Origin of the sequence: Cellvibrio sp. PSBB023 (assembly GCF_002007605.1) — a bacterium.
Taxonomy (GTDB): Bacteria; Pseudomonadota; Gammaproteobacteria; order Pseudomonadales; family Cellvibrionaceae; genus Cellvibrio.
In genome coordinates, this window is record NZ_CP019799.1 from 3,931,715 (window position 1) to 3,944,485 (window position 12,771).

10 protein-coding genes and 1 pseudogene are annotated in these 12,771 nt (G+C 52.2%); 5 read left to right on the forward strand and 6 right to left on the reverse strand.

The features are described 5' to 3' along the window. The 4 genes from B0D95_RS16870 to B0D95_RS16885 are packed head-to-tail and all read left to right on the forward strand — an operon-like array spanning position 1 to position 2,993. Complete coding sequence (locus B0D95_RS16870; RefSeq protein ID WP_078044992.1) at positions 1-528, forward strand: MotA/TolQ/ExbB proton channel family protein; 528 nt, start codon at positions 1-3, stop codon at positions 526-528. A gap of 39 nt (positions 529-567) precedes the next feature. Next, entirely contained in the window at positions 568-972 is a 405-nt protein-coding gene (locus B0D95_RS16875) for a biopolymer transporter ExbD (protein ID WP_078044993.1), read from the forward strand. A 6-nt stretch (positions 973-978) separates the two neighbouring features. Continuing rightward, positions 979-1,605 (forward strand): energy transducer TonB, encoded by a 627-nt coding sequence (locus B0D95_RS16880; RefSeq protein ID WP_078044994.1) that lies wholly within the window; start codon positions 979-981, stop codon positions 1,603-1,605. Positions 1,606-1,616: 11 nt separating this feature from the next. After that, complete coding sequence (locus B0D95_RS16885) at positions 1,617-2,993, forward strand: lipopolysaccharide assembly protein LapB (protein ID WP_078044995.1); 1,377 nt, start codon at positions 1,617-1,619, stop codon at positions 2,991-2,993. Positions 2,994-3,095: 102 nt separating this feature from the next. On the opposite strand, the gene ilvD is transcribed toward B0D95_RS16885, so the two are convergent. The 5 genes from ilvD to B0D95_RS16910 all read right to left on the reverse strand — a co-directional run bounded on the left by ilvD (position 3,096) and on the right by B0D95_RS16910 (position 9,793). Next, entirely contained in the window at positions 3,096-4,943 is a 1,848-nt protein-coding gene (gene ilvD / locus B0D95_RS16890; protein ID WP_078044996.1) for a dihydroxy-acid dehydratase, read from the reverse strand. Positions 4,944-5,166: 223 nt separating this feature from the next. Beyond that, positions 5,167-6,480, reverse strand: a complete 1,314-nt coding sequence (gene argA / locus B0D95_RS16895; protein WP_078044997.1) for an amino-acid N-acetyltransferase — start codon at positions 6,478-6,480, stop codon at positions 5,167-5,169. Between the two features lie 45 nt (positions 6,481-6,525). After that, complete coding sequence (argE, locus tag B0D95_RS16900) at positions 6,526-7,680, reverse strand: acetylornithine deacetylase (RefSeq protein WP_078044998.1); 1,155 nt, start codon at positions 7,678-7,680, stop codon at positions 6,526-6,528. Positions 7,681-7,817: 137 nt separating this feature from the next. After that, a complete protein-coding gene (locus B0D95_RS16905; RefSeq protein WP_078044999.1) occupies positions 7,818-9,092 on the reverse strand; it encodes an inorganic phosphate transporter in 1,275 nt (424 codons plus the stop codon). A 23-nt stretch (positions 9,093-9,115) separates the two neighbouring features. Further along, a complete protein-coding gene (locus tag B0D95_RS16910; RefSeq protein ID WP_078045000.1) occupies positions 9,116-9,793 on the reverse strand; it encodes a TIGR00153 family protein in 678 nt (225 codons plus the stop codon). A gap of 300 nt (positions 9,794-10,093) precedes the next feature. Between B0D95_RS16910 and B0D95_RS16915 the strand changes: the two are divergent. Then, positions 10,094-11,856: pseudogene (locus B0D95_RS16915) on the forward strand (GspE/PulE family protein). An 87-nt stretch (positions 11,857-11,943) separates the two neighbouring features. Here B0D95_RS16915 and B0D95_RS16920 read toward each other — a convergent pair. After that, the gene (locus tag B0D95_RS16920) at positions 11,944-12,726 is read right to left on the reverse strand and encodes a sulfite exporter TauE/SafE family protein (RefSeq protein WP_078045001.1); all 783 of its coding nucleotides are present in this window, start codon (positions 12,724-12,726) and stop codon (positions 11,944-11,946) included. Positions 12,727-12,771: the final 45 nt, after the last annotated feature.

The following is a 12,771-nucleotide window of genomic DNA, read 5'->3' on the forward strand; positions in this document are numbered from 1 at the left end:
ATGCAGGCTTTAACGGACGCTTTTGCAGCCATTGGAGCCTTTATGGATCAGGGCGGCCCACTGATGTATTTCATCGCCGCCCTTACCTTTGCAATGTGGACTCTCGTGTTTGAGCGTGTGGTCTACTTTAAAGGTGGTCTGAAAGGTGAAGTCCAACAGGCTTTGAATAGTTGGGAGCAACGCAAAGAGCGTAAGTCCTGGAATGCACATCAAATTCGTGCAGCGATGGTTTCGCGTATGTCAGCGAAAATTAACAAAAACATGGACATGATTACCACATTAATTGCTCTGTGCCCCCTGATGGGATTGCTCGGAACAGTAACGGGCATGATTGAAGTGTTTAGTGTTCTCTCTCTGACTGGCGGTGGTGATGCCAAATCGATGGCGGGTGGCGTATCGAAAGCAACAATTCCTACAATGGCTGGCATGGTTGCAGCATTGTCTGGGCTGTTTGCGAATACATATCTTGCCCGAATTGCTGAGCGTGAAGACCGCTTGTTTGCTGACCATTTGACAATGGATCACTAAGTGATGCTGCAGTATTAACCTGTAATTAAGAGATGTCTCATGAGCAGGAACAACGCAAAACCTGAAGAAGAACCGCAGGCAATCGATCTCACGCCTATGCTTGACGTCGTGTTCATTATGCTGATTTTCTTCATTGTTACGGCAACATTCATTAAAGAAGCGGGCAAAGAGGTTACAAGACCTGATGCCGTTACTGGTGATTCGAAGCCTAACGCTAGTATTCTGATTGCTATTGGTGGCGACAACGAAATTTGGATCGATAAGAAACAAGTTGATCCACGTGGCGTTGTTAAAGTTATTGAGCGTATGCGCGCAGACAATCCTAATGGTTCAGTTTCAATTCAAGCGGATACCAAAGCTAAGATTGAATTCGTATTGGAGGTCGCTAATGCTGCGCGTGAAGCTGGCATTACCGATGTGTCTGTCTCTACTGAAGAGAAATAGGTTGCTATGAACTTCGCAAAAGTAGGTATAGCAGGGCTTTTGGGGGTGGTGACCACCCTCTTGCTCTTATTTTTGATGTATCAACTGGTTAATAATGATTTGGGTGAAATGTCACAGAAAAAATCTGTGAAAATTCCTGATATCAATATGCCTGATACAAAAATCGAAACCCGTTTTGAAGATGCAAAGCCTGAGAAACCAGAGGCTCCCGAAACGCCCCCGGATCTTCCAGAGCCAGAGTTTGAGGCGCCTACCGTATCGGGTGAAGCCTTAAACATGAGTGCACCTATTGCGAAAGCGGGCATTGATGTTGGTGCAGGATCTTTGGCCTTTAGTGAAGGTGAATACTTGCCTATCGTTAAGGTTCCACCTGAATATCCCAGCACGGCGTTGTCTCGTGGAATCGAAGGTTTCTGTACGGTTGTTTACACCGTTACTGAGACTGGAGCCACACGTGATCCTGAGCCGATTGCTGATCAGTGCGTCACTAAAGACGGCAAGCCTACAACAGTATTTAACCGTGCATCTGTTCGAGCTGCGCTTAAGTTTAAGTACAAGCCAAAAGTTGTTGATGGTAAGCCGGTTGAAGTGCCTGGTGTGAAGAACCGCTTCACCTATACGATGCAGAAATAAGGGGTAATGAAATGAGACAAGTAATTCCTGCCGTTTCAATTGCTCTTAGTAGAACGCTGCTGGCAACTGCGATTGCTCTTGCGCCTGTTGTGATAAACAACGCAGCTAATGTGTTTGCACCGGGTGCTATTGAAATTGGCGTTGCTCATGCTCAAGTTAAGGCTAAAAACAAATATGCCTCTGCTGATCAGCGTAAGTTTCCTAATGTGACTGAGTCTTTCGGTAAGAAAATTACTGAAGCGGCCAACTATTTGCAGCCTCAAGATGAATCTGTGAAGCCCGACCCGCGTCGTGCGATGCAATTGCTGAATGAGATGGCAGCTAACTCTGCCAAGGCTAATGCTTACGAGTTGGTTTTGCTGAACCAGTACACGGGTTATGCTCACTTAGGTGCCGAGAACTATGCTAAGGCCATTGAAAGCTTTAACAAAATGCTCGCCCAATCGCCCAATATGCCTCTGGCTACTGAAGCATCGACAATTCGTATTGTTGGGCAGCTTTATTCCCAGTTGGATAACCCGAAAAAAGCATTAGAAACTTTGCTTAAGTGGACCGACTATGCTGATTCATTAAAGCCAGAAGACTCTTATATGTTTTCAACGCTTTATTACCAGCTTGAAGATAACAACAACGCATTATTGAATATCAATGAGGCAGTTAAGAATCAGGAAGCAGCAGGTAAGATCCCTGCGGAATCCTGGTATATTCTTCAGCGTGGTTTGTACTTCGACAAAGAAGATTACAAAAGCGGCTTGGTCGTTCTTGAGAAGTTGATTAAGTACTATCCGAAAGCTCAATATTGGAAGCAGCTGTCTCAAGTTTATCGTATGATGGATCGTACTAACGATGCATTGTATGCACTTGAAACCTGTTATTTGATGGACGGTTTGACGGCCGAGAAAGATTTAATCAATTTGGCGTATTCATTCCTTGAAGCTGAGGTGCCTTACAAGGCTGCCAAGGTGCTGCGTAAAGGTATTTATACCGATAAAAGTATTGAACCCACTGCAAAAAATTTGAAGTTGCTTGCAGATGCTTATCGTTTGTCGCAAAACTCTAAAGAGTCTTTGGCTGAATACGAAAAGGCAGCGCAAAAATCAACTGATGGTGAGTTGATTATTGGTTTGGCTCAGGCTTACTTGGCTAATGATAAGTTCAAAGAGGCTTCCAAGTGGGGTCGCGATGCACTTAAGAAAGGTGGTATCAAGCGTGTTGATCATGCCAATATCACCGTTGCTCAAGCAGAGTTCGAGTTGAAAAACTTCGATGAAGCTATCAAGTTCTTTAAGGAAGCTGCAAAAGATGCGCGCAGTTCCAAACTCGCAAATCAATGGGTAGCCTTCTCTGAGCGTGAAAAAGCAAGATTGCAAGCCTTGGCTCAGCAGTAATGTAGAGTCTTCTTGTCTGTCATAAAAAAGCCAGCTTTCGCTGGCTTTTTTATTTTTTGCCTCTGGTGTTTACGGGGTGCCTCTTGCGAGGCACCTGAATAATTAATAATCCAATTTACTCAGATCGCGTACGGCACCTTTATCAGCGCTGGTGGCCAGCATCGCATAGGCTTTCAATGACGCGCTCACTTTGCGTGGACGAACTTCGCTTGGCTTCCAGGCCAATGGGCCTTTGGCGTTTTCGGCGGCGCGGCGCGCATCCAGTTCGGCATCGGTTAACACTACGTTGATACTGCGGTTGGGAATGTCGATACGAATAATATCGCCAGTTTGTACTAAACCAATTGCACCACCTGAGGCTGCTTCTGGTGAAACGTGACCGATGGATAAACCGGAGGTTCCGCCTGAGAAGCGGCCATCTGTCAGAAGTGCACAGGCTTTGCCCAGACCTTTGGATTTGAGGTAGCTGGTGGGGTAGAGCATTTCTTGCATACCCGGGCCACCTTTAGGGCCTTCGTAACGGATAACGACTACATCGCCTTCTTTTACTTTGCCATCGAGAATATCGGCCACGGCTTTGTCCTGGCTTTCAACCACATAGGCTTTGCCTTCAAATACCCAAATGCTTTCGTCCACACCGGACGTTTTTACTACGCAGCCATCGAGGGCGATGTTGCCTTTGAGTACGGCTAAGCCACCTTCTTTGCTGTAGGCATTTTTCACTGAGCGGATGCAGCCTTCAGCGCGGTCGCCATCCAGTGTCGGCCAGCGAGTTGCCTGGCTAAACGCCACTTGGGTCGGGATGCCGGCAGGGCCCGCTTTGTAGAAAGTTGCTACGGCTTCTGATGACGTAGTGATGATGTCCCACTTATCCAGTGCTTCCTGGAAAGTATTGCTGTGCACCGTCGGCAATTGGTTGTGCAGCAGGCCACCTCGATTCAGCTCCGCCAGAATACCCATTACGCCACCGGCGCGGTGCACGTCTTCCATGTGGTATTTCGGGGTGTTAGGCGCAACCTTACACAGTTGTGGCACTTTGCGACTCATGCGATCCACGTCAAACATGGTAAACGGTACTTCGCCTTCCTGTGCTGCAGCTAGCAGGTGCAGGATGGTATTGGTTGATCCGCCCATGGCGATATCGAGTGCCATAGCATTTTCAAACGCTTCAAAGGTGGCGATAGAGCGCGGTAGTACACGCGCATCGTCTTGCTCGTAGTAGCGTTTGGTGATTTCCACAATACGGCGACCAGCTTCCAAAAACAGTTGCTCGCGGTCAGCGTGGGTTGCCAGCAGTGAGCCATTGCCGGGCAGGGATAAGCCCAGCGCTTCGGTTAAACAGTTCATCGAGTTGGCGGTAAACATGCCTGAGCAGGAGCCGCAGGTGGGGCAGGCGGAGCGCTCGTATTCATTCACTTTTTCGTCGCTGGCGTTGTCATCTACCGCAATCACCATCGCATCAACCAAATCGAGTTTGTGCTCGGACAGTTTGGTTTTGCCGGCTTCCATCGGGCCGCCGGATACAAAGATAACCGGGATATTCAGGCGCATCGCGGCCATCAACATACCGGGGGTGATTTTGTCGCAATTGGAGATACACACAATCGCATCCGCGCAGTGGGCGTTAACCATATATTCCACGGAATCGGCGATGATGTCGCGTGATGGCAAGCTGTAGAGCATACCGTCATGACCCATGGCGATGCCGTCATCTACTGCAATGGTATTGAACTCTTTTGCGACGCCGCCGGCTTTTTCGATTTCGCGCGCAACCAACTGGCCGAGGTCTTTCAGGTGCACATGGCCGGGAACGAATTGGGTAAAGGAGTTGGCGATGGCAATGATGGGCTTATCAAAGTCGCCGTCCTTCATGCCAGTGGCGCGCCAGAGTGCGCGAGCACCAGCCATATTGCGGCCGGAGGTGGTGGTTTTGGAGCGATAAATAGGCATAGCAGATGACCTCGTGGAGCCTGTTGCAGGCGGCTAACAGCGGTGACAATCGAGTTATTGAGCGAATAAAAACAGGGGACAAAGCATAGCAGAATTGCTGTCTATCGGCATGTTGATCTTGAGTTGACCATGGCGCCGTATAGGCCTGTTTTGCAGTGACGAAGGCCGGTGAAAAGGGGCGCAACAGCGAGAGATCTGTCGTGCCCCTGATATTGGGTTGTGATTAAAGTGTCTTGATAAAGATTTTGGAGTTGCGCTGGTAGTTGTACAGCAACTGCCGTTGCACGGGCAGGTCTTCCAGTTTTCCCTGCACAAAACCCTGTTCGATAAACCAGTGTGCCGTTTGGGTGGTGAGTAAAAATAGCTGCTTGATGTGCAGCTTACGCGCTTGAATTTCCATCTGTTGCAGCAGGGTTGCCGCACGCCCTCCGTTGCGATAATCGGGGTGGGTTGCTACGCAGGATAGCTCTGCCATATCGCCATAGGGGTAAAGGGCGGCGCAGGCGATGATGGTGCCGTCCTTATCCATGACATGAAACTGATTGATTTCAGTTTCCAGCAGTTCCCGCGAGCGCCGCACCAGAATACCTTGTTCTTCTAACGGGCGAATCAGCTCCAGAATACCGGCGACATCGTCAATGCTGGCAACGCGCAACTGCTCATATTGGCCGGAGTAGATCATGGTGCCCAAGCCGTCACGGGTGAATAGCTCGGTCAGCAGGGCGCCATCGGTCTCGTAGCTGATTAACTGTGCGCGCTGAACGCCTTGCAGGCAACTCAGGTAGCAGGCGCTCACGGCTTGCTGTAGGTCAGCGCCAATGGTTGCTCCACGTGTTGCCAGATAGTCTTTGCATTCGGGCAGGGACAGTTGGCGAATCAGGCTGCCTTCGCTATCGCTCAACCCGTTACCGGCGACAAATGCGAGTAGCTTGTCGGCTTTGATTGCGCTGGCGACGTGGGTGGCGACATCACTGAAGGAGAGATTGAAAATCTCACCGGTTGGCGAATAGGCCAGTGGCGAGAGCAGGACAACAGCGCCGGAATCCAGGGCGGCATTGAGTGATTTGGTATGTACTTTGCGCACTTTGCCGGTGTGTTGAAGGTCTACGCCGTCGATCACGCCGTGGGGCATAGCGACAACGAAGTTGCCGCTGATGACCTGCATGTCGGCGTCTTGCATGGGCGAGTTGGGCAGGCTGGTGGAAAGCGCGGCTTCCACAATCGTGCGCGCTTCGCCAATGGCCTGAATCACCAAGCTCAGGCTGTCGCTGTCGGTGATGCGCAGGTTATTGTGAAAATGGCTGAAAGTGTCTGCAACTTGCAAGCGATCTTCAATTTGCGGGCGCGCGCCATGTACCAATACCAGGCGGACATCCAGGCTGCACAGCAGTGCGATGTCGTGCACTATGTTGTGAAAATTGGCATGGGTAATCGCTTCGCCGGGCAACATCAACACAAAGGTTTTATCGCTGTGTCTATTGATGTAAGGCGTCGAGTGACGAAACCATTTAACGTAATCCTGAGTGTTTGCGGGCACCGTAGTTCTCTTTATCAGCAAGAAATGTCAGTTAGTGTTTGGGGTTTAGCAGCAAAAGCGCTCGATTAATCCACGCAGCAATTTTACTGCCGGCTCAATTTGGTTGAGCGGTATAAATTCATCCGGTTGATGCGCCTGATCAATGGAGCCGGGGCCTATTACCACCGTTTGCATACCCAACTGCTGCATGAACGGCGCTTCTGTGGCGAAGGCGACGCTATCACTGGCGTTGCCTGTGAGCTCCGCACAGGCTTTGACCAACTCGCTGTGTTCGTCCTCGCCGAAGGGATCTACCCCTTCGAAGAGCGAGGAGAGCACTATATCGGTGCCGCTGGTTTCAGCGATAGGGGTAAGACGCTGTTGGATGGCGGCGCGCAGCGCATCGTTATCCATGCCGGGCAGCAAGCGTAAATCAAAATGTAATTCACATTCACCGCAAATGCGATTGGCGCCATCACCGCCGTGGATACAGCCCAGATTCAACGTGGGTGTTTGTACAGCGAATGCGGGATTGCGGTACTTCAGTTGTAGCTCGCTGCGCAGCCCCATGAGTTCGTTCATTACCTGATTCATGGCTTCCAGTGCATTTTTGCCCAGAGCTGGATTGGATGAGTGCCCGCTGTGACCGCGTACGCGTATGGCCTCCATCATAATGCCTTTGTGGGCGCGAATCGGGGTCAGGTTGGTGGGCTCACCAATAACGGCATAGCGCGGTGACAAGCCGCCAAGGCCATCCCGTGCCAGCGCGCGGGCGCCACTCATGCTGCTTTCTTCATCAGCAGTGGCGAGCACAATGAGTGGGTGTTTCAACTGGCGGCCAAGGTAAGGTTGTACCGCTGCCATAATCACCGGGAAAAACCCTTTCATGTCGGTGGCGCCCAGGCCGTAAAGCCTGCCGTCTTTTTCCGTCAGTGTGAAGGGATCAGACTGCCAGCGATCAGCATCGTAAGGCACGGTATCGCTGTGGCCGGCCAGTACCAAGCCGCCATCACCCTGACCGAGGGTAGCGATCAGGTTTACCTTGCCCGGTTGCGCCAGGGGCAGGATGCGGGTGTTGAAGCCCAGCGCAGAAAAGTCATTGGCGAGCTGATCAATGACCGCCTGGTTGGACATATCCCATTGGGGGACAGCGCAGCTCACCGAGGGCAGAGCGACAAGCTTGTGAAGCTGATATTGATAGCGTTTGAGGTCGACAGTCATGATCTACTCGCAGTAAAACAGTCGGGCTGTTATCGGTGATTGCGCCCAAAAATGCAAGCCTGCAGGGCTAATCAGCGGGCAATAAAAAACCCGAGCCGGTTTCCCGGCTCGGGTTCCTGGGGGGCATCAGCCGATGATTAGCTGAATACACCTTTGAAGAAAAAGAAGTAGAGGATCGATAAGCCTGCCCCGGCGGGAAGGGTGATTACCCAGGAGGCGAAAATCCCGCCGATCACACGTAAGTTCAGCGCGCCAATGCCGCGAGCCAAACCAACACCCAGCACGGCGCCCACCAGTGTGTGAGTGGTTGAGATGGGCATACCAATCCCGGAGGCGATTACCACTGTGGCGGCAGCGGCCATTTCGGCGGCAAAACCACGGCTTGGTGTGAGTTCTGTAATCTTTTTACCGATGGTTTGCATGACCTTATAACCATAGGTTGCCAAGCCAACCACTATGCCTACACCGCCAAGTAATAGAACCCATGGGGCGACAGCTGCTTTGGCGCCGACTTCGCCAGACTGAATAACACTGATAACCGCGGCCATAGGGCCGACAGCATTGGCAACATCGTTGGAGCCATGAGCAAATGCCATAGAGCAGGCGGTAAAAATCATTAAAACGCCAAATACGCGCTCTACGCTGGAGAAGCGATTGTTTTTGTCAGCACTTTTATCCTGACTGATGCGGCTTAACAGGTAGGTACCTATTGCTGCGACGACCAGACCAATCGCCACGGCGATCATAACGGACTGGAGGAAACTGAATTCGACATGGTGGGACTTAAGTACATATTTCAGCCCTTTAAGCAGGGTGACCATGGATAAAAAGAAACCCACGGCAAACATATAGAAAGGGATATAGCGCTTGGCATTAGCAAAGGGATCTTCAGTATCCAGGATTAAATACTGCACTGAACGAAAGATCCAGAATGACAGAATGCCTGCTGCCAGCGGCGATGTGACCCAACTGGCAACAATTCCCCATACCTGATTCCACTGCACCGCATCAGCCGAGATACCGACTGCCGCAAAGCCAATAATGGCGCCCACGATAGAGTGAGTGGTTGATACCGGCCAGCCTAAAATACTGGCAATTAACAGCCAACTACCTGCTGCCAGAAGCGAGGCCAGCATGCCAAAAACGAATAAATCCGGGTGCTGGGTCATTACATCCAGCTCAACAATACCACTGCGGATAGTTTCAGTGACTTCGCCACCGGCCAGATAGGCCCCTGCAAATTCAAATACCATTGCAATACAAATGGCTTGCTTCATGGTAAGTGCGCGTGAGCCAACCGAGGTACCCATGGCGTTGGATACATCGTTGGCACCTATGCCCCAGGCCATAAACAGGCCAAAAGCACAGGCTAGAATAAACAGCACATGGCCGTATTCAGCAAATAAAGTCATCGTGGATTCCCCAAGGTAAAGGATTAATGCGCCAGCAGCAGCTGTAAACGGCCGCCCACATCGTGTGCGCGGTTGGCGATATCACCCACCCAGTCGATGATGTTGTAAAGAAACATCACATCCACAGGGGGTAGCTGGGCTTCGAGGGCAAAGAGTGAGGTGCGCACACCAATTTCCAATTGGTCTGCCTTTTCCTCCAGAATGTCCAATTCCTTGATCATATTTTCTACAACGGTCAGCTCGCGGCCACTGAAGCCGGTCTCGAGCAGCTCGTCCAATTCATTGATCGCAGTGAGTGCTTGTTCTGCGGCAGCAACGCTTGAGCGCACAAACTCATTCATCTGCACTTTCATGCTGTCAGGAATGGTCATGCGGCGGCCCATGATGATCCCGGCAATGTCTTTGGCGCGGTTGGGAATGCGATCCTGCATGGTCAGCAGTTCGAGCAGGTCGGTGCGTGGCACCGGCAAGAACAGGCTTTTGGGCAGGTGCAGGCGCAGGTGCTTTTTGATCTCGTCCGCGTCGTTTTCAAACCTCACCACCTGTTGCTGGATGGTGCTGGCGAGGGGCCAGTCGTTACTGGTGACGGCATCAAAAAACGGGACAAGCTCGGCCGCTGCTTTAACAGCCAGCGCCATGTGCTCTTGCATGGGTTTGATGGGCGAGCGGCCAAACAGGTTCGACAAGTTTGCAAAAGGCATGGTTATCCCCTCGGGTTAAAAGTGTGCGCAGTATAAAAACATCATCCGCCAAGGTCACGCAGCTTTATTACTTATTTATGACAAAGTTGTGATGCTTTTTAGTGGGACTTTTGCTAGGCGCCAATATGGGGTGTTGGCGGCGAGAGCTGGGCGAGGCAGCAATGACGGGCTTGTTGAGCCTAGTCGGTTCTGGCCAAAACGCCAGCCTGTGGTGTTGTGGGCAGACTGCTGACGGGAGAGCCGCTACAATCAGTGCAGGTTTTCTAGCGAAACGTCTCTTTATTCACAGGAATAACATCAATGGTGCTGGATCGGGTATTGGATTTGCGCGGCTTGATCAATGATCTGGTCGTGGATGGACGCATGGCGCAGGTAGATGCCAATGTATTGCTTGGCGCTTCGCGCACCCGCGAGCAGGCCATCATGCATCCCCTGGCCTATGTGGCCAGCCAAAATCTGGAAGATTTGCAGCGTCCCGGCAAAACCCTGGATGGCGATACCCTCAGCGAATGGCTGGCCAATAAGGCGCGCCTGCCATTATTTCATATAGACCCAATGAAAATTGATGTGGCCAAGTGTACGGAGGTGATTGGTTACGCCTTCGCCAAGCGCCACGGGATTTTGTGCGTGAAGGTGGAGCCGGATCATGTGGTTATCGCCTGTACCCAACCGTTTATGGGGGGTGGGAGCCGCAGGTTGAGCACGTGGCGCGCCGTACGGTAAAGCGTGTTGTGGCCAATCCGGCCGATATCGAACGCTTTATGGTGGAGTTTTATACCTTGGCGCGCTCGGTGTCTGGTGCCAGTGGCGCCACAGCCGCGTCGGCGATTACCAACTTTGAACAGTTGGTTGAGTTGGGTAAAGCCAGCGATCCGGATGCCAATGACCAGCATATCGTCAAGATTGTGGACTGGCTGCTGCAATACGCTTATGACCAGCGCGCCAGTGATATTCATATTGAGCCGCGCCGCGATGTGGGCCGCATCCGCTTTCGCATTGATGGGGTGCTGCACTATGTCTATGAATTACCTGCCAATGTCGCCACGGCGGTCACCAGTCGCTTCAAGGTGCTGGCGCGGATGGATATCGCCGAAAAGCGCAAGCCGCAGGATGGCCGAATCAAAACCCGCCGCAGTGACGGCAGTGAAATCGAACTGCGTATGTCCACCTTGCCAACGGCGTTTGGTGAAAAGCTGGTGATGCGTATTTTCGACCCGGAAGTGCTGCTGCGCAGCTTTACGGATCTGGGGCTGGTGGGCGATGACTATGCGCGCTGGTATTCCATGCTGACCCGGCCGAACGGTATTTTGCTGGTCACTGGCCCGACCGGTTCCGGCAAAACCACAACACTTTACTCGTCGCTGCGGCAGGTCGCGACCGATGAGGTGAATGTCAGCACCATTGAAGACCCGATCGAAATGGTGGAGGAGCGTTTTAACCAGACCCAGGTGCATCACAAAATCGGGCTGGATTTTGCCGCCGGTATCCGCAGCCTGATGCGGCAAGACCCGGATATCATCATGGTGGGCGAGATCCGCGACTTGGAAACCGCACAAATGGCGGTGCAGGCTGCACTTACCGGCCACTTGGTGCTATCAACTGTACACACCAATGATGCGCCTTCAACCATCGCTCGCTTGCTGGATCTGGGGATTCCCTCATACCTGATCAATGCCACGTTGCTGGGGGTGATGGCGCAGCGCCTGGTGCGCACCCTCTGCCCGCATTGCAAGGAGGAGGGGCATATAACCAGCGAGCATTGGCAGGAACTGGTCTCGCCTTGGAAGGTGAATGTGCCTGCCAAGGTCTATCGTCCGGTGGGTTGTCTGGAGTGCCGCAATACCGGCTATCTGGGGCGCCAAGGGCTGTATGAAATCCTGACCTTGTCGGAAAGCCTCAAGGAAAAAGTGGTGCCCGACTGCAACCTGCAAGACTTGCGTCGTTTGGCGATGAAAGAGGGGATGCGCACCCTGCGCTTGTCCGGTGCCCAAAAAGTCGCGGCTGGTTTGACGACAATGGAAGAGGTGCTGCGCGTGGCGCCACCGCCGGAGAAGGCGAGCTAGCCAGGGGGCATAGAATGTTGTGACACATAAAAAATGGCGACCCGAGAGTCGCCATTTTTTATGTCCTTCGCACTAATCTGTCGCTAATCAGAACAGCAATTTAAAGCCAACAAATACCAGCATAATCGCCAGCGCCGGGCGCAAATAATGGTCGGCCACGCGGTGTGCCAAATGGCTGCCCAGATAAATACCGGGCAGTGACCCTATCAACAAGTTGGCGAGTAATCCCCAATCCACATTGCCCAATCCGGCGTGGCCCATGCCGGCCACTAATGTCAGCGGCACGGCGTGTGCGATTTCCGTGCCCACCAAGCGCACCGTGGGCAGCAGCGGGTAGAGCATAAACAGCGCGACTGTGCCAAGGGCGCCAGCACCAATCGAGGTGATGGTCACAACCGCACCCAGAATAATCCCGGTCACCACGGTGGCGATCATCTGCTGCTGGCGGCTCATACGGGTGATCCAGGCGTCGTTTTTACGGCTGTAATCAAAAATTTTGCGTTTAAATAAAATGGCAATCGCGGTCAGGATCAGCGCATAGCCCAGAGTGGTGCGGATGATGCTGTTGAGCGTATCCGTATCCATGCGCAAACTGTGCAGTGCCCAGAGTGTCAGCGCTGCCGCTGGCAAGCTGCCCAGTGCCAGTTCGCCGGTAATTTTCCAGTCGATATTCTTCTTTTTGTGGTGGACGTGAATGCCGCCCGCTTTAGTAATGGCTGCGTAGAGCAAATCAGTACCCACGGCATTGGCCGGGCTAACACCGAAATACAACAGAATCGGGGTCATCAGCGAACCGCCGCCCACGCCCGTCATGCCGACAATAAAACCCACCACCAGTCCGGCGATAACGTATCCGATATGAAAATCCATAAAACTCCGCGCGCAAACTGATCAAAAACGAGCAGTTTCTTGGCT

What these genes read in the sequence shown, in the direction of transcription:
- B0D95_RS16870 (WP_078044992.1), top strand. Translation starts at nt 1, where the DNA reads ATGCAGGCTTTAACGGACGCTTTTGCAGCCATTGGAGCCTTTATGGAT.
- B0D95_RS16875 (WP_078044993.1), top strand. Translation starts at nt 568, where the DNA reads ATGAGCAGGAACAACGCAAAACCTGAAGAAGAACCGCAGGCAATCGAT.
- B0D95_RS16880 (WP_078044994.1), top strand. Translation starts at nt 979, where the DNA reads ATGAACTTCGCAAAAGTAGGTATAGCAGGGCTTTTGGGGGTGGTGACC.
- B0D95_RS16885 (WP_078044995.1), top strand. Translation starts at nt 1,617, where the DNA reads ATGAGACAAGTAATTCCTGCCGTTTCAATTGCTCTTAGTAGAACGCTG.
- ilvD (WP_078044996.1), bottom strand. Translation starts at nt 4,943, where the DNA reads ATGCCTATTTATCGCTCCAAAACCACCACCTCCGGCCGCAATATGGCT.
- argE (WP_078044998.1), bottom strand. Translation starts at nt 7,680, where the DNA reads ATGACTGTCGACCTCAAACGCTATCAATATCAGCTTCACAAGCTTGTC.
- B0D95_RS16905 (WP_078044999.1), bottom strand. Translation starts at nt 9,092, where the DNA reads ATGACTTTATTTGCTGAATACGGCCATGTGCTGTTTATTCTAGCCTGT.
- B0D95_RS16910 (WP_078045000.1), bottom strand. Translation starts at nt 9,793, where the DNA reads ATGCCTTTTGCAAACTTGTCGAACCTGTTTGGCCGCTCGCCCATCAAA.
- B0D95_RS16920 (WP_078045001.1), bottom strand. Translation starts at nt 12,726, where the DNA reads ATGGATTTTCATATCGGATACGTTATCGCCGGACTGGTGGTGGGTTTT.